15 protein-coding genes and 3 tRNA genes are annotated in these 15,534 nt (G+C 72.0%); 7 read left to right on the top strand and 11 right to left on the bottom strand.

All coding sequences use genetic code 11. The features are described 5' to 3' along the window. Positions 1–237: 237 nt before the first annotated feature. Positions 238–798 carry a hypoxanthine phosphoribosyltransferase gene (hpt, locus tag AAD528_RS11820; RefSeq protein WP_345752275.1) on the bottom strand — a complete coding sequence of 187 codons (561 nt, stop codon included), beginning with the start codon at positions 796–798 and terminating at the stop codon, positions 238–240. 9 nt (positions 799–807) lie between these two features. Then, positions 808–1,791, bottom strand: a complete 984-nt coding sequence (gene tilS, locus AAD528_RS11815; RefSeq protein ID WP_345752274.1) for a tRNA lysidine(34) synthetase TilS — start codon at positions 1,789–1,791, stop codon at positions 808–810. A gap of 74 nt (positions 1,792–1,865) precedes the next feature. Between tilS and AAD528_RS11810 the strand changes: the two genes are divergently transcribed. After that, entirely contained in the window at positions 1,866–2,402 is a 537-nt protein-coding gene (locus AAD528_RS11810; RefSeq protein WP_345752273.1) for an inorganic diphosphatase, read from the top strand. 275 nt (positions 2,403–2,677) lie between these two features. Here the strand turns inward: AAD528_RS11810 and AAD528_RS11805 are convergent, their stop codons facing one another. Beyond that, the gene (locus AAD528_RS11805; protein WP_345752272.1) at positions 2,678–4,168 is read right to left on the bottom strand and encodes a M23 family metallopeptidase; all 1,491 of its coding nucleotides are present in this window, start codon (positions 4,166–4,168) and stop codon (positions 2,678–2,680) included. A 186-nt stretch (positions 4,169–4,354) separates the two neighbouring features. Here AAD528_RS11805 and AAD528_RS11800 point away from each other — a divergent pair. The 3 genes from AAD528_RS11800 to AAD528_RS11790 all read left to right on the top strand — a co-directional run bounded on the left by AAD528_RS11800 (position 4,355) and on the right by AAD528_RS11790 (position 4,666). Next, a tRNA-Glu gene (locus AAD528_RS11800) sits at positions 4,355–4,427 on the top strand. 26 nt (positions 4,428–4,453) lie between these two features. Next, positions 4,454–4,527 (top strand) — tRNA-Asp (locus AAD528_RS11795). Positions 4,528–4,593: 66 nt separating this feature from the next. Next, positions 4,594–4,666: transfer RNA gene (locus AAD528_RS11790), tRNA-Phe, on the top strand. Between the two features lie 48 nt (positions 4,667–4,714). Here AAD528_RS11790 and AAD528_RS11785 read toward each other — a convergent pair. Both AAD528_RS11785 and AAD528_RS11780 read right to left on the bottom strand, forming a co-directional pair. Next, the gene (locus AAD528_RS11785; protein WP_345752271.1) at positions 4,715–5,029 is read right to left on the bottom strand and encodes a DUF7882 family protein; all 315 of its coding nucleotides are present in this window, start codon (positions 5,027–5,029) and stop codon (positions 4,715–4,717) included. A gap of 66 nt (positions 5,030–5,095) precedes the next feature. Next, positions 5,096–6,544, bottom strand: coding sequence for a helix-turn-helix domain-containing protein (locus AAD528_RS11780; RefSeq protein ID WP_345752270.1), 1,449 nt, complete (start codon positions 6,542–6,544; stop codon positions 5,096–5,098). Between the two features lie 145 nt (positions 6,545–6,689). Between AAD528_RS11780 and aceA the strand changes: the two genes are divergently transcribed. Together aceA and aceB are read left to right on the top strand one after the other, a co-directional pair. Beyond that, the gene (gene aceA / locus AAD528_RS11775; protein ID WP_345752269.1) at positions 6,690–8,012 is read left to right on the top strand and encodes an isocitrate lyase; all 1,323 of its coding nucleotides are present in this window, start codon (positions 6,690–6,692) and stop codon (positions 8,010–8,012) included. A gap of 46 nt (positions 8,013–8,058) precedes the next feature. Next, positions 8,059–9,726, top strand: coding sequence for a malate synthase A (aceB, locus tag AAD528_RS11770; protein WP_345752268.1), 1,668 nt, complete (start codon positions 8,059–8,061; stop codon positions 9,724–9,726). Between the two features lie 61 nt (positions 9,727–9,787). On the opposite strand, the gene AAD528_RS11765 is transcribed toward aceB, so the two are convergent. The 4 genes from AAD528_RS11765 to AAD528_RS11750 all read right to left on the bottom strand — a co-directional run bounded on the left by AAD528_RS11765 (position 9,788) and on the right by AAD528_RS11750 (position 13,247). Beyond that, positions 9,788–10,075 (bottom strand): SHOCT domain-containing protein, encoded by a 288-nt coding sequence (locus AAD528_RS11765; protein ID WP_345752267.1) that lies wholly within the window; start codon positions 10,073–10,075, stop codon positions 9,788–9,790. Positions 10,076–10,187: 112 nt separating this feature from the next. Further along, positions 10,188–10,847, bottom strand: coding sequence for a response regulator (locus tag AAD528_RS11760; protein ID WP_345752266.1), 660 nt, complete (start codon positions 10,845–10,847; stop codon positions 10,188–10,190). Next, the gene (locus AAD528_RS11755; protein WP_345752265.1) at positions 10,844–11,995 is read right to left on the bottom strand and encodes a sensor histidine kinase; all 1,152 of its coding nucleotides are present in this window, start codon (positions 11,993–11,995) and stop codon (positions 10,844–10,846) included. The genes AAD528_RS11760 and AAD528_RS11755 overlap by 4 nt, the downstream gene beginning before the upstream one ends. Before the next feature lie 94 nt (positions 11,996–12,089). Further along, positions 12,090–13,247, bottom strand: coding sequence for a glycosyltransferase (locus AAD528_RS11750; protein ID WP_345752264.1), 1,158 nt, complete (start codon positions 13,245–13,247; stop codon positions 12,090–12,092). A 115-nt stretch (positions 13,248–13,362) separates the two neighbouring features. On the opposite strand from AAD528_RS11750, the gene AAD528_RS11745 reads away from it, so the two are divergent. After that, positions 13,363–13,626, top strand: a complete 264-nt coding sequence (locus AAD528_RS11745; RefSeq protein ID WP_345752263.1) for a glutaredoxin family protein — start codon at positions 13,363–13,365, stop codon at positions 13,624–13,626. On the opposite strand, the gene pip is transcribed toward AAD528_RS11745, so the two are convergent. Both pip and ypfJ read right to left on the bottom strand, forming a co-directional pair. Continuing rightward, positions 13,623–14,594 carry a prolyl aminopeptidase gene (gene pip, locus AAD528_RS11740; protein ID WP_345752262.1) on the bottom strand — a complete coding sequence of 324 codons (972 nt, stop codon included), beginning with the start codon at positions 14,592–14,594 and terminating at the stop codon, positions 13,623–13,625. The two genes, AAD528_RS11745 and pip, sit on opposite strands and share 4 nt — an antisense overlap. 1 nt (position 14,595) lies before the next feature. After that, the gene (ypfJ, locus tag AAD528_RS11735; RefSeq protein ID WP_345752261.1) at positions 14,596–15,480 is read right to left on the bottom strand and encodes a KPN_02809 family neutral zinc metallopeptidase; all 885 of its coding nucleotides are present in this window, start codon (positions 15,478–15,480) and stop codon (positions 14,596–14,598) included. Positions 15,481–15,534 lie beyond the last annotated feature (54 nt).

Genomic DNA, 15,534 nt, shown 5'->3' with positions numbered 1-15,534 from the left:
CTCGGTGTCTATGCGCTGACTGGTATTCGCCCACGGCGTACGTGCGCGTCGCGCACGAGGCGCCCAGACACCTCCCGGGCGGGTCCGCGCCCGTGCGAGCGCAGCGAGCGTGGAGCGAAGCGACCAATGCGGGCGCGAAGCGCACGCCGGCGGGCGCGAAGCACGCCGGCGAGCGCGAAGCGCGAGCCTCGTTCGCGGAGGGCCCCCGAAGGGGCGCCCGAACGAGTGCGAGATCTTCTAAGAAGAAGACGCGTAGACGTGGGGCGCCAGGATCGCGACGTCGCGGAGGTTGCGGTAGCGCTCGGCGTAGTCGAGCCCGTAGCCGATCACGAACTCGTTGGGGATGTCGAAGCCGAGGTACTTGCAGTCGATCTCGACCTTCGCGGCCTCGGGCTTGCGCAGCAGCGCCAGCACCTCGATCGACTCGGCCCCGCGCGAGGCGAAGTTGTCCAGCAGCCAGCTGAGGGTCAGGCCGGAGTCGATGATGTCCTCGACGATCAGCACGTCCCAGCCGCCGAGGTCGGTGTCGAGGTCCTTGCGGATCTGCACCACGCCGCTGGACTTGGTCGAGTTGCCGTAGCTGGACACGGCCATCCAGTCCATCGCGATGTCGCGCTTGAGGTGGCGGGCGAAGTCGGCCATGACCATGACCGCGCCCTTCAGCACGCCGACGAGCAGCAGCTTCCTGCCGGCGTAGTCCTCCTCGACCCGGCGAGCGAGCTCGGCGAGCTTCTCGTCGATCTGCTCCTCGGTGACGAGGACGGAGGTGAGGTCGTTCGGGATGTCCGCCGCGCGCATGCCTCGAGTCTACGTGCGGGCCGTGAAGTGGATCAGCCCGCCGCGGCGGGCGGCCGTGCAGGAGGGCAGGTCGAGGGGGCCCTGGCCAGCCCACGCGGTCGCGAGGCGCGCGACCTCGAGCGTCTGGACGCGCGTGAGCGCCACGCCGAACTCGCTCTGCACGACGTGCCGGATGATCCGGTTCCGCAGCGCGGGCGGGTTCGCGGCGAGCGCGGCCGCGGAGACCGCGATGCCCGCCTCGGAGTGCTCGACGATGTCCTCGATGGTCTCGTCGATCATGTCGGCGAATGCCTCGCTGTCCTCGCGCAGCTGCTCGGCCGTCCGGGCGAGCGCCTCGGCGATGCCGGGACCCAGCTCGGCCTCGAGCACCGGCATGACGCGTTCGCGCACCCGCACGCGCGAGAACCGGTCCTCGACGTTGTGCGGGTCGTCCCACGGCTCGATCCCCTGCGCGGCGCACGCCTCGCGCGTGACCCGGCGGCGCAGCCCCAGGAGCGGGCGCAGCCAGCGCAGCCCGTCCTCGTCCTGCCGCGCCGGGGGCATGCCGGCGAGGCTCGTCGCGCCGGCGCCGCGCGCGAGGCCGAGCAGCACGGTCTCGGCCTGGTCGTCGAGCGTGTGGCCGAGCAGCACGGCGGCGGCGCCCGCGTCGGATGCCGCGTCGCGCAGCACGCCGTAGCGCGCGTCGCGCGCGGCGGCCTCCGGGCCGCCCTCGGTCCCCACCGAGACGGCGACCACGATCGGGTCGACGCCGAGGTCGGCCGCCTTCCGCGCCGCGGCGAGCGCGACCTCATCCGATCCGTCCTGCAGCCTGTGGTCGACCGTGACGCTGCCGACCCGGATGCCGCGGGCGCGCGCCTCGTGCGCCGTCGCCGCGGCGAGCGCGAGCGAGTCGGCTCCGCCGGACAGCGCGACGAGGACGACCGCCCCGTCCGGCACATCGGCGAGCGCGGTGCGGACGGCGAGACGGGTGGCGGCGATGGCGGGATCCAGCACCCCTCCAACGGTAGTGGGACGGCCCGACTACGCTGGAGCGCGCACATCCCCCTGATTTACGAGGAGCAACCGGCATGGGCGCCTACGACGCAGTCATCGAGATCCCCCGCGGCAGCCGCGTGAAGTACGAGGTCGACCACGGCACGGGCCGCGTCTTCCTCGACCGCGTGCTGTACACGACCTTCGGCTACCCGACCGACTACGGATTCTTCGAGAACACCCTCGGCGAGGACGGCGACCCGCTCGACGTGCTCGTCGTGATGGACCACGCGGTCTACCCGGGCGTCGGCCTGAAGGTGCGTCCCGTCGCGGTGCTGAAGATGAAGGACGAGGCCGGCGGCGACGACAAGGTCATCGCGGTGCTCGCGAAGGACCCGCGCTGGGACCACATCCAGGACATCGGCGATCTGCAGGAGTTCACGAAGAAGGAGATCGAGCACTTCTTCGAGCATTACAAGGACCTCGAGCCCAACAAGTGGGTCAAGGTCGACCAGTGGGGCGACGCCGCCGAGGCGGAGCGCCTGGTGAGCGAGGCGTACGAGCGCTTCGAGGAGCACGAGGCGCAGACGCGCACGCAGGGCGCCGGCGAGGCGCCGAACACGCGCGACTGAGATCGGAACGTCGAAGAGGCCCGTCCGGATCGGACGGGCCTCTTTCGCGTGCGAGCGTGCCAGCGCGAGCGTGCCCGCGGACAAGCCGCCCCTCGTGCGAGCGAAGCGAGCGTGCCCGGATGGGCCCCGGCCCCGCTTGCGAGCGCGCCAGCGCGAGCGCGCGGGCGCTCATGCGCCCGCCACCTCACGCCCCCCGATGGAGCCTGCGACAGCGCACGAATCCGCGAGCGGCGCCGCGAAGCGGTGCCCGAGCGGATGCGTGGGGCGTGAGCCGACTAATACGTGTTGATGCCGCGCGCGGACATCCAGGGGCCCGGATCGGTCGTGGCGCCGCCGACGTACACCTCGAAATGCACGTGGCAGCCGAACGAGTTGCCCGTGTTGCCCTCGTAGGCGATCACGTCGCCCGCGCGGACGCGCTGACCATAGCGGACATTGATGCCGCCGTTGACGATGTGGCCGTAGCCCGTGCCGACGCCGTTGCCGTGGTCGAGGCGGACGTAGTTGCCGTAGCCGCCGTTGTAGCCGGCGTAGACGACCGTGCCGGTCGCGGCGGCGTAGATCGGCGCGCCGCAGCCCGCGGCGAGATCGATGCCGGCGTGGAACGTGGATCCGCAGTAGCTCGGACCGCACATCTGCGGGCGCGGGCCGTAGCCCGAGGTGCGCCATCCGTCGCTCGGACGCGCCCAGCCGCTGCCCTGGATGGTGCCGCCGGAGGTGGTGCCACCGCCGCCGCCTCCGCCGCCGCCACCGCCGCCACCGCCGCCGCCGCTGTTCGCGGCCGCTGCCGCCGCGGCGGCCGCGGCCTGGCGGGCGCGCTCGGCGGCCGCCGCGGCCGCCTTGCGGCGACGCTCCTCCTCGAGCTTGCGCTGCTCCTCTTCGTAGGCCTTCTTGGCCGCGACGCCCTTCTCGTAGTCCGCGACCGTCTTCTTGGTGTCGTCCTTGAGAGCAGCCAGCTGCCCCTCCAGGGTGACCATGTGGTCCTCCTGGTCGGCGAGCGCCTGCTCGGCGGCGATCTGCGCGTTCTGCGCGACGATCATCTTCTCTTCGGCGATCTTCTGCAGGCGATCGCGCTCCTCGCGGGCGACCTTCGCCTGATCCGAGAGGTTCTGCGCCGAGTCGCGCGCGGCGACGGCCTCGGCGTAGATCGTCTCGCTGCCGCCGATGAGCTTGTCCATCTGGCCGAGCTTGGTGAGCAGCTCGTCGGCGCTCGCGGCGGATCCGGCGAACAGCACCTCGAGCGACGTGCTGTCGCCGCCCGCGCGGGACAGCTGCGACGCCACCCGCGCGGCGTTGGTCGCCGCGGTCTCGGCGAGGGCGGCCTGCTCGTCGGCCTGCTTCTGCAGCTCGTCGGCGCGGTAGGCCGACTCGTAGAACGCCTGCTGGGCCTCGTAGTACTCGTCGGCGGCTTTCTGCGCCGCGGCCCGGGTTTCTTCCACGCGCCGCTTCAGCTGCGCGATCATGTCCTCGAGCCGGCGGATCTCCGACTCCTTGTCGCCCTGGTTCTTCTTGGCGCGCTCGACGTCATCCCAGGACGGATAGTCGTCGGGGTTGTAGGTGAGCGCGAAGGCGCTGCCGCCGTGCGAGAGGCCGGTGCCGAGCGCGACCGCACCGACGCCGATGCCGGCGAGGGCCAGCGCGCCGCGGCGAGTGATCGGCGTCCACAAGCTGCGCCGCTCGGCCGGGGTCGGCGCGCAGTCGCACGCTTCCGCCGTGGCCTCGGGCGCGTCCATCGGGCCGGTCACCGCCTGTTTCACATCAGTCACACTAACAACACCTGTCACATGGACAACATGGGTCACGCCCTCGGGGCGTGCGACGACGACACTCGGGGGCGCCGCCCATCCTGGCGGCGAAACGCCCGGGATCAGGGAGGACGCGCCCCGAATTGGTAAATCCGAATCCATCCCCTTATGCTGGATCGTCGGCACGTGAGCCCCGAGGTTCACCCCGGCCCCATCGTTTAGCGGCCTAGGACGCCGCCCTTTCACGGCGGTAGCACGGGTTCGAATCCCGTTGGGGTCACACGAGCTGATACAATTTCATAGTTTGGCCCTGTAGCGCAGTTGGTTAGCGTGCCGCCCTGTCACGGCGGAGGTCGCGGGTTCAAGTCCCGTCAGGGTCGCTCCGGGCGACGGGCCCTCTCTCGAGAGGGCCTTTCGCATAGGAAGCGGCAGAAATGCAGCCGCTCGGCTCTGTAGCTCAGTTGGTAGAGCGCACGACTGAAAATCGTGAGGTCACGGGATCGACGCCCGTCGGAGCCACGGAAAGAACCCCGCCTCGGCGGGGTTCTTCTCTTTGGCGGCCCGACCTCACGGAGCGGCGGGAGCCTCCGTGTCGGCGTGCTCGCCGGTCAGCACGATTCCGCCGCCCACAGCGGAATCCGCCAGCTGCTGAAGCCACTTCCGGTTCAGGTCCGTCGGCTCAGGGCCATCGAAGTCGAACTGCACCGGGATCGTCGGATGGATCCACACCGTCGTGCGGCCGAACTCATCGGGCCGCTTCCACGACAGCGTGAAGCTCTCGTGGCGCCGCAGCTTCGCCGTGACCACCACCTTCAGGTGCGCGAGGGTCCGGTCGTCGATCTCGACGGCTGGTCCGATGTGGTCGTAGATGAGTCGCCCCATTGCTTCTCCTTCCCTCGTGCATGCCGACGTTACACCGCGCCGGCGGAAGCGTCGGTGGTGGCCGCCTCAGGCGACGGGGGCGTTGCGCTCCAGGAACTCGTACACCTCGGTCGTGTCGACGCCCGGGAAGGCGCCGCTCGGCAGGGTCGCGAGCAGCGTGCGCGGCGTGCCGACGTGGGGCCAGGCGCCGTCGCGCCAGGCGTCCTCGAGCGCGGCCGGAGGGCGGCGACAGCACACCTCGACGGAGTGCCGCGAGATCCCCCGGTTCGGGGTGTCGCGGCCGACGAACCACCTGGTGTCCTCGAACCGGACGCCCACGCTCACCGAGTGCGCGCCCTGCGGCGAGTGCTCCACGCGGGCCGTGCACCAGTACGTGCCGTTGCCCGTGTCGGTGTACTGGTAGTACGGGTTGAAGCGGTCCTCCTCCGCGAAGACCACCCGGCTCGTCCACCGCCGGCAGCACATCTGGCCCTCGATCGCGCCGAGCTGATCCGCCGGGAAGTTCACGTCGTCGTTCTCGTACGCCTTCGTGATCGTGCCCGACTCGTGCACCTTCAGGAAGTGCACCGGGATGCCGAGGTGCCGCGTGGCGAGGTTGGTGAACCGGTGCGCCGCGGTCTCGTACGAGACCGAGTACGTGTCGCGGAGGTCCTCGATCGAGATCGCCTTGCGCTTCTTCGCCTCCTGCAGCACCTCGACCACGTGCTGCTCGGGCATCAGCAGCGCGCCCGCGAGGTAGTTCTGCTCGATGCGCTGGCGCAGGAACTCGGCGTAGTCCGTGGGCTCGGCGTGGCCGAGGACGCGCGCGGTGAGCGCCTGCAGCACGGCGGTGCGCGGATCGCCGCGGTGGCGATCCGACAGGTACAGCCGGCCGTTCTTCAGGTCGAGGACGCTGCGCGTGGTCTGCGGCAGGTCCGCCACGTGATGGATCGTGAACCCCAGGTGCGACGCGATGTCGCTCGTCGCGCGCTGGGTGAGCGGACCGCCCGGATGCCCCGCCGCGCGCAGCAGCTCGTGCGCCGCGTTCTCGAGCTCGGGGAAGTGGTTGTCCTGCCGGCGCATCAGCCGCCGCAGCTCGACGTTCGCACGGCGCGCCTGCTCGGGCGTCGCGGAGCGCTCGTCGTGCAGCCGGTCGATCTCGCCCGACAGGCGCAGGATGGTGCGCAGCACGTCGTCGGGCAGGGACTTCGGGATCCGGAACGGGCTGATCCCCAGCGCCTGCAGCCGCGCGCCCCGCAGGGCGCGCTCCACGCCGATCTCGAGCTCATCGCGCTCGTCGAGCGGATCGGCGCGCAGCAGTGCGTCCGTCGTGGTGCCGAGCGCCTTCGCGATCGACCGCAGCATCGACAGCCGCGGCTCCCGCCGTCCGTTCTCGATCATCGACAGCTGGCTGGGCGCGCGGCCGACCTGCGACGCGAGCGCCTCGAGCGTCATCCCGCGCTCGCCGCGGAGCTGGCGGATCCGTCGTCCGATCGCGAGCGCGTCGGCATCGTCCAGTTCTTCGTCGAGCGGCATGCGCCAGATCCTGCCATACAGATCCGTGAAACAGAAGATCACTGGAACTTCTGCCGACGAATGCCGTTCGGAAGCCGGATCCTTCGCGCAGGGTGGATTCCACCAGCCGCAGTCCCGAGAGGGACCCGAACCGAGGAGCACGACGATGAGCACCCCGAACGCGCAGCCCGCCCGCCCCGGCGACCAGCTCCAGACCGCCGACGACCTCCGCCTCGAGTGGAGCGCCGACCCGCGGTGGAACGGCGTCCGCCGCGACTACACGGCCGAGGACGTCGTCCGCCTGCGTGGCAGCGTCCGCGAGGACGCCACGCTCGCCCGCCGCGGCGCCGAGGTGCTGTGGGAGCGCCTCACCGCTCATAGGGACGGAGGGGAGGCGTACATCCGCGCGCTCGGCGCCCTCACCGGCAACCAGGCCGTGCAGCAGGTGCGCGCGGGTCTCAGGGCCATCTACCTGTCGGGCTGGCAGGTCGCCGCCGACGCGAACCTATCGGGCCAGACCTACCCCGACCAGTCGCTCTACCCCGCCAACTCGGTGCCCGCCGTCGTGCGGCGCATCAACAACGCGCTGCTGCGCCAGGACCAGCTCGAGAGCGCCGAGGGCGCGCCCACGCGCGATTGGCTCGCGCCGATCGTGGCCGACGCCGAGGCGGGCTTCGGCGGCCCGCTCAACGCGTACGAGCTGGCGCACTCGATGATCCAGGCCGGCGCCGCCGGCATCCACTGGGAGGACCAGCTGGCGAGCGAGAAGAAGTGCGGCCACCTGGGCGGCAAGGTCCTCGTGCCGACGCGGCAGCACATCCGGACGCTGAACGCCGCGCGCCTCGCGGCGGATGTCGCGGGCGTGCCGACCATCCAGATCGCCCGCACGGACGCCCTCGCGGCGGACCTGCTCACGAGCGACGTCGACGAGCGCGACCGCGAGTTCACGACCGGCGAGCGCACGAGCGAGGGCTTCTACCGGGTCCGGAACGGCATCGAGCCCGTCATCGCCCGCGGCCTGGCCTACGCGCCGTACGCAGACCTGCTCTGGGTCGAGACCGGCACGCCCGACATCGAGCTCGCCCGCGAGTTCGCCGCGGCCGTGCACGCCGAGTTCCCCGGCAAGATGCTCGCCTACAACTGCTCGCCGAGCTTCAACTGGCACCGCGCCCTGTCGGACACGCAGATCGCGTCCTTCCAGGACGAGCTGGCCGAGCTCGGCTACCGGTTCCAGTTCATCACCCTCGCGGGCTTCCACGCCCTGAACCACTCGATGTACCAGCTGGCGCGGAAGTACGCCGAGAGCGGCATGCCCGCGTACGTCGAGCTGCAGGACGCGGAGTTCGCGGCCGAGGCCGACGGCTACACCGCCACCAGGCACCAGCGGGAGGTGGGCACCGGCTACTTCGATCGCGTGTCCACGGCGCTCAACCCCGACAGCGCCACGCTCGCGCTCGCGGGCTCCACCGAGACCGCGCAGTTCCACTGATGCCCCATCCGGGCACGACCGTCACATCGCTTTCCGAGGAGACATCATGACCATCACCGACATCGCTCCCCCGCCCCGCGCGATCCGCCAGGAGCCCGAGAACGAGCGCATCACCCCGACCCTCACGGTCGTGGGCCCGCTCCACCCGCGCTTCGAGGAGATCCTGACCGGGGAGGCGCTCGCGTTCGTCGCACAGCTGCACGAGCTCTTCGCCGGCGCGCGCTACGACCGCCTCGCCGACCGGATGCGCCACGGCTACGAGATCGGCAATGGCCGCGACCCGCGCTTCCGCGAGGACACCGCGCGCATCCGCGAGGACACCGCGTGGCGCGTCGCGGGCGCCGGACCGGGCCTTGAGGACCGCCGCGTGGAGATCACGGGCCCGACCGACCCGCGCATGACGATCAACGCGCTCAACTCGGGCGCGAACGTGTGGCTCGCCGACCAGGAGGACGCCACCAGCCCCACCTGGCGCAACGTCATCGGCGGGCAGCTCTCGCTGCACGACGCGATCCGCGGCCGGCTGAGCTTCACGACCCCGGAGGGCAGGCGCTACGAGGTCACCGCCGAGCGCACCCCGACCATCGTGCTGCGCCCACGCGGCTGGCACCTCGAAGAGCACCACATGCACTTCACCGACCGCTACAAGCGCACGATGGCGGCGTCCGGATCGCTCGTCGACTTCGGCCTGTACGCCTTCCACAACGCGACCGCGCTGATCGCGCAGGGCCGCGGGCCGTACTTCTACCTGCCGAAGATCGAGTCGGCGGAGGAGGCGCGACTGTGGGACCAGGTCTTCTCGTTCACCGAGCACTTCCTCGGGATCCCGCACGGCACGATCCGCGCGACCGTGCTGATCGAGACGCTCCCGGCGGCATTCGAGATGGAGGAGATCCTGTACGAGCTGCGGGACCACTGCGCCGGCCTCAACGCCGGGCGCTGGGACTACATCTTCTCGATCATCAAGACGTACCGCGGGCGCGGGTCGCGATTCGTGATGCCCGACCGCAACCAGGTCACCATGACCGTGGACTTCATGCGCGCCTACACGGAGCTGCTCGTCAAGACGTGCCACAAGCGTGGGGCGTATGCGATCGGCGGCATGAGCGCGTTCATCCCGAACCGGCGCGATCCCGAGGCGAACGCGCGAGCCCTCGAGCAGGTCGCCGCCGACAAGCGCCGCGAGGCCGCGGACGGCTTCGACGGCACGTGGGTCGCGCACCCCGACCTGATCCCGACCGCACGCGCCGAGTTCGACGCCGTGCTGGGCGACCGGCCGCACCAGCTGGACCGCCGACGCGACGACGTGCGCGTGTACGAGCGGCACCTGCTGAACCTGTGGATCGGACGCCCCATCACGGACGCCGGCGTGCGGGCGAACGTGTCGGTCGCGCTGCGCTACATCGAGGCGTGGCTGCGCGGCCAGGGCGCGGTAGCGATCGACGGCCTCATGGAGGACGTCGCCACCGCCGAGATCTCGCGCTCGCAGATCTGGCAGTGGATCCGGCAGGAGAAGTCGACCGAGGAGGGCACTGAGATCACGCGCGAGTACGTGTCCGAGCTCATCGAGCGCGTGATCGACGAGTCCGAGCGGCGCCCCGAGGACCGATTCGACGACGCCGCCGAGGTGCTGCGCGACGTCGCACTGAGCGAGGGCTTCCGCCCGTTCCTCACCACGCGCGCCTACGCCGATCACCTGGTCGAGCTCGGCTGACGCGGCAGCACGACGCGGCGGCGCAGGGGCCGGATCCGCCGGATCCGGCCCCTCGTCGCGCCTAGCGGCGGGGCTGGTCGGCGCGCAGCACCTCGAGGCGGGCGCGGTACTCCTGCTCGTCGATGTCGCCGTTCGCGAAGCGGTTCGCGAGCGTCGACTCGGCCGACGGGCCGTGGCCGCCCCAGCCGCCGCCGCGGAAGCGTGGGCCGCGGCGGATGAAGACCGCGAGCAGGACGAAGAAGCCGATCCAGAACAGCGGGACCAGCAGGAGCAGCCAGCCGGGGCCGCCGCCGTGCCACGGTCCGTGGGCGACGGCGTCCTGGGCCTGGATGAGCGCTGCGGTGAGCATGACGAGTCCTTTCGGAGGAGGAGGCGGGCCGATCCGGCCGCTCCTCCAGGCTCACCCGGCGGCGCGATCCGCACATCCGCCCGGCGGAGTCATCCCCGCACTCCCTCCGGAGTCAGCGCCAGCCGGGCTTCACGAGGCCCGACTCGTACGCCAGCACCACGAGCTGCACCCGGTCGCGCGCGCCGAGCTTGCCCATCATGCGTGACACGTGCGTCTTGGCGGTGAGAGGGCTGAGGAACAGCCGCCGCGCGATCTCCTCGTTCGTCAGGCCCTGGCCGATCAGGACGAGCACCTCGCGCTCGCGATCGGTGAGCAGCGACAGATCCTGCCCGCCCGGCGCGCGCACGCCGTCCGCGACGCGCTCGAGCAGGCGCCGCGTGATGCCGGGGCTCAGCAGCGCGTCCCCGCTCGCCGCGACCCGCACGGCGCGGATCAGGTCCACGGGCTCGGAGTCCTTCACGAGGAAGCCGCTCGCGCCGGCGAGGATCGCCTCGGTCACGTACTCGTCGAGCTCGAAGGTCGTCACGACCACGACGTGGACGCACGCGAGGGCGGGATCGGCGACGATCTCGCGCGTGGCCCAGAGGCCGTCGCGTCCGGGCATCCGGATGTCCATCAGCAGGACGTCGGGGCGGTGCTCGCGCGCCATCCGCACGGCGTCCTCGCCCGTGGCGGCCTCGCCGACGACCTCCATGTCGGGCTCGGCGCCGAGCAGCGCGCGGAACCCCGCGCGGATCAGCTGCTGATCGTCCGCGATCGCGACCCGGATCATGCCTCGTCCTTCCCCGCGGGGATGCGCGCGACGACCGCGAACCCGTCGCCCCGGGGACCGGCCTCGAGCGTGCCGCCCAGCAGCACGGCACGCTCGCGCATCCCCAGGATGCCGCGCCCGCCGCCGCGCGGCGGCTCGACGGGCCGCGTCGGTCCGCCATCGGCCACCTCGGCGACGGCCGCTCCCGCCTCCCGGCGCAGGGAGATCCGGACGACCGCGCCGGGCGCATGGCGGGCCGCGTTCGTGAGGGCCTCGCGCAGGATGCGGTGCAGGGCGAGCTGGACGGTCGCCGGCGGGCGCGGATCCAGCCGGTCGTCGAGCGTCACCGTCAGCCCCAGCCGGCGCGACTCCTCGATCAGCTCCGGCAGCGCCGCCAGGTCCGGCTCGGGCGCGAGGGCGGCACCCTCGTCGCCGCGCAGGACGCCGAGCACCTGCCGCACCTCGTCGAGCGCCTGCGTGGACGTGCGCCGGATGTCACGCAGCGCGTCCTGTGCACGCTGCGGCTCCCGATCCGCCAGGTGCAGCGCGACCCCGGCCTGCACCGAGATGGACGACAGCGAGTGCGCGAGCACGTCGTGCAGCTCGCGCGCGATGCGGACGCGCTCGCGCTCGGCCTCCGTGCGGCGCCGCTCCTCGAGCGACGCGCGCAGCCGGCGCATCCGCTCGTGCCGCCCGCGCAAGGCGATGCTCAGGCCCAGGACGATCGCCGACACCACGACCGTGAGCATCGCCGGCAGCATGAACCAGCGGCTGTTGAGCGTGACGGTGACGACCGGCACGGCGAGCGTCGCCGCGGTGACGCCCGCCGCCCACCACACCGCGCCGTACCGCACGGCGCGGGCGATGCCGATCGCGAGCGGCACGAGCGCGAACGGCGGCGCGGGAGCCAAGGCGAGCGCCGCGATCGCGAGCGCCCCCGTCGCCGCGACGCCGGGCCCGGGCCAGCGGTCGACCAGCAGCAGCGCGCACGCCGCGGCCACGCCGAGCACAACGGTGAACCACCCCGGACCCGAGCCCTCGTGCATCCACGTCAGGCGTCCCAGCCCGCCGACGAGCGTCGCGGCGAGCGACAGGGCGAACGCGATCCAGCGCCCGCCCCGGGGATCCCGCGGCTCGCCCCACGAGTCGAGGCGCGCGGGTCCGGGCATGCCGCCAGCGTAGCCACGCCCCGCGACCGCAGACACCGCCGCGGGGAGGTCGCGGACTACTCCCCGCGAAGCACGGAATCCCGCCGCCGGGGGCCTACAGCTCGCCCGGGCGCATCGCCTCTTCGTCCATGATCCGGATGATCCGCTGGCCGGCGGTCTCGGTGCCGGGCTCGCGCGGGCGACGCGGGGCGTAGACGACGAGCGAGTGGAACACGAAGCGCGCGACGAACGCGACCGCGAGCGTGATGGCCGTGGCGAGCACGGACGAGATGTGCCAGGTCTCCACGAGCAGCGCGAGCACGGGGATCCGGATCGCGGCCTCCGCGTTGTTGAACGCGAAGGACGTCAGGAAGCGGCGCCGGAAGCCGGATGCGCGGCCGCGCATGTCCGCGAAGACGAAGCGCTCCGCGAGCAGGAAGTTCGCGACGATCGTGAGCTCGGCGGCGACGACGGCCGCCCAGATGTAACCGAGGCCCAGTGCCGTGAGCAGCCAGACGATCGCGACGTTCGCCACGGCGCCCATCGCGCCGATCCCCGCGAACACCGACATCTTGCCGAAGCGCAGGCGCGCGAGGTGCACGAGGAACGTCACGCCCTGGCGCAGCGACGCCTTCGACTCGCCCTCGGCGCGGGGCAGGAAGCGCATCGGCACCTCGGCCGTGCGCAGATCGCCGCGCACCAGCAGCTCGAGCAGGATCTTGAACCCGCTCGGGCGCAGCGCGTCGAGGTCGACGCGGGTCCGGTCGACCAGGAAGAACCCGGTCATTGGATCGCTCGTGCCGTGCAGCCGCACCGGGAACATCGCCTTGGTCAGCAGCGTCGCCGCGCGCGACAGCCCGAAGCGCAGCGTGGTGCCGAGGCCCGTCGAGTCGCCGCCGCCGATGTAGCGCGACGCGATCACGACGTCGGCGTCGCCCCGCGCGTGCCGGTCGACGAGCGCCGGGACGAGTGCGGGCGGGTGCTGCAGGTCGCCGTCCATGACGACGCACACGTCGGACGCGGCCGCTGCGAGGCCGGCCACCACGGCGCCGCCGAGCCCGCCCGAGCGCACCCCGGCGGCGCGATGGATGGCCCGCACCGGCAGCGGCGCATCGCGCGCGACGCGCTCGACCTCCGCGACCGTGCCGTCGTCGCTGTCGTCCACGAACAGGATCTCGGCGCGGCGCCCCGCCAGCGCGGTCGCCAGCTGCTGCACGACCTCGGCGACGTTGGCCCGCTCGTTGCGCGTGGGGACGATGACCGTGACGTCCACGCCCGCCCTCTCCTGTGTGTCTCCTCCCGCCTCGCGCGGGACGCCTCAATCGTGTCACGTCCGCGCGCGACGCTCGAACGGATCCCGGCCTCCCCGGCGCTCGTATCCTTGATATATGACCTCTCTCGACCAGAACCAGATCACGATGTTCGGCGCCGAGTGGTGCCGCGACTGCCGCCGCACCAAGGCACAGCTCGACGAGCTCGGCGTCGCGTACACCTACATCGACCTCGAGGCCGAGCCCGCCGCCGCCGACGTCGCCAAGGACATCTCGGGCCGCACGAACATCCCGGTCGTGGTCTACCCCGACTCGTCGCACCACGTCGAGCCCAGCAACGCCGACGTCGAGTCGAAGCTGCGCGAGCTGAGCCTGATCTAACCCGCGAAGCGATCCGTCGCCCGTCGGAGCGCGGCGGCGATGCCGGGCTCGATGGCCGCGTGGCCGGCGTCGTCGACCACGACGAGCTCGGCCTCGGGCCACGCCCGGTGCAGGTCCCACGCGGTCATGACCGGAGTGCACACGTCGTAGCGCCCCTGCACGATGACCGCGGGGATGTCCCGCAGGCGCGGGGCATCCTCGATCAGCTGGCCCTCGCGGAACCAGCCGCCGTGGCGGAAGAAGTGGTTCTCGATGCGCGCGAACGCCACCGCGGATCGCGGATCCGCCGCCCGCTCGATCGCCTCGCGGTCCGGGCGCAGCGTGATGGTCGACGCCTCCCACACGCTCCACGCGACGGCCGCGGGCACGTGGACGTCCGGATCCGGATGCGTCAGCCGGCGGTGGTACGCCTCGATCATCCGCCCGCGCTCCCCCGTCGGGATCGGCGCGACGTAGGACTCCCAGAGGTCGGGGAAGAGCGCCTGCGCGCCGCCCTCGTAGAACCACTCCAGCTCGTGCCGGCGCAACGTGAACACGCCCCGCAGCACGAGCTCGGTCACGCGCCGCGGGTGCGCCTGCGCGTACGCGAGGGCAAGCGCGCTGCCCCACGACCCGCCGAACACCTGCCAGCGGTCCACGCCGAGGTGCGCGCGCAGCACCTCGAGGTCGGCCACCAGGTGCCAGGTCGTGACCGCCGCGAGATCCCCTTCCGGCTCGCTGGCGTGCGGCTCGCTGCGTCCGCACGCGCGCTGATCCATCAGGATGATCCGGTACCGCTCCGGATCGAAGAACCGCCGCTGCCACGAAGCGGTGCCGCCGCCGGGTCCGCCGTGCAGGAACACGACGGGCTTGCCGTCCGGGTCGCCGCTGGTCTCCCAGTACACGCGGTGCCCGTCGCCCACCGGCAGCATGCCGCTCGCGTACGGCTCGATGTCGGGATACAGGATCCCGTCGAGCGCGTCGGTCATGTCACAGGTCGCTTCCCGACACGGCGAACGTGTCGCACGCGGTCGCGCCGCCCGCGCGCCCCTCATCGAACCAGCGCTGGCGCTGCTCGCTCGAGCCGTGCGTCCAGCTCTCGGGGTTGACCTGGCCGCCGGACTGCTCCTGGATGTGATCGTCGCCCACCGCCGCGGCGGCGTTGAGCGCGTCGGCGATCTGCTGCGCCGTGGGCTCCTTCAGGTACGGGTCGCCGTCGGCGTCCTTCTGCTCGGTCATGGCCGCGACCCACGCGCCCGCGAAGCAGTCGGCCTGCAGCTCGGTGCGCACGCCGTTGCTGTCGGGCCCCGTGCCGTTGCTCGGGTGCTGCTCGAAGACGCCGATGAGGTTCTGCACGTGGTGGCCGTACTCGTGCGCGAGCACGTAGAGCTGCGCGAGGTCGCCGGCCGATGCGTCGTACTGCGAGCGCAGCAGGCCGAAGAAGGTCGGATCGACGTAGACGGTCTGCTCCGGCGGGCAGTAGAACGGGCCGGTCGCGTTGGACGCGGTGCCGCACTGCGTCGAGGTCTGCTGGTCGACGATGATCAGCTGCGGCTCGACGTAGCCGTCGAGGCTCCCGGACCAGAACTGGTCGATCGCCTCGGCTCCGAACACGAGCCGGCACTCGTCGTTCTCGTTGGCGTCCTCACCGGTCTGGCAGTCCTCGATGATGGCGCCCTCGCCCGGCTGCTGCTGGCTCGTGCCGCCGCCGTCGACGATGCCGAGCAGCCCGGTGAGGTCCTGCCCGGTGAACGCGCTGATGAGCAGCACGGCGATGCCGATGATGCCGACGCCGCCACCGCCCGCGATCGCCGCCGTGCGCCCGCGGCGCCGTGCCTTGCTGCTGCCGACATCGGCGTTCTCGTTGAACGTCATGGCGCAACGCTACTCGGATGCCCGCGGCGCGCGACAAGCCCCTTGCGCCGGGGC

Source organism: Microbacterium rhizophilum, assembly GCF_039605615.1.
Classification (GTDB): domain Bacteria; phylum Actinomycetota; class Actinomycetes; order Actinomycetales; family Microbacteriaceae; genus Microbacterium; species Microbacterium rhizophilus.
Note: the sequence above shows the minus strand (reverse complement) of the source record. Positions and strands in the feature narration are given on the sequence as shown.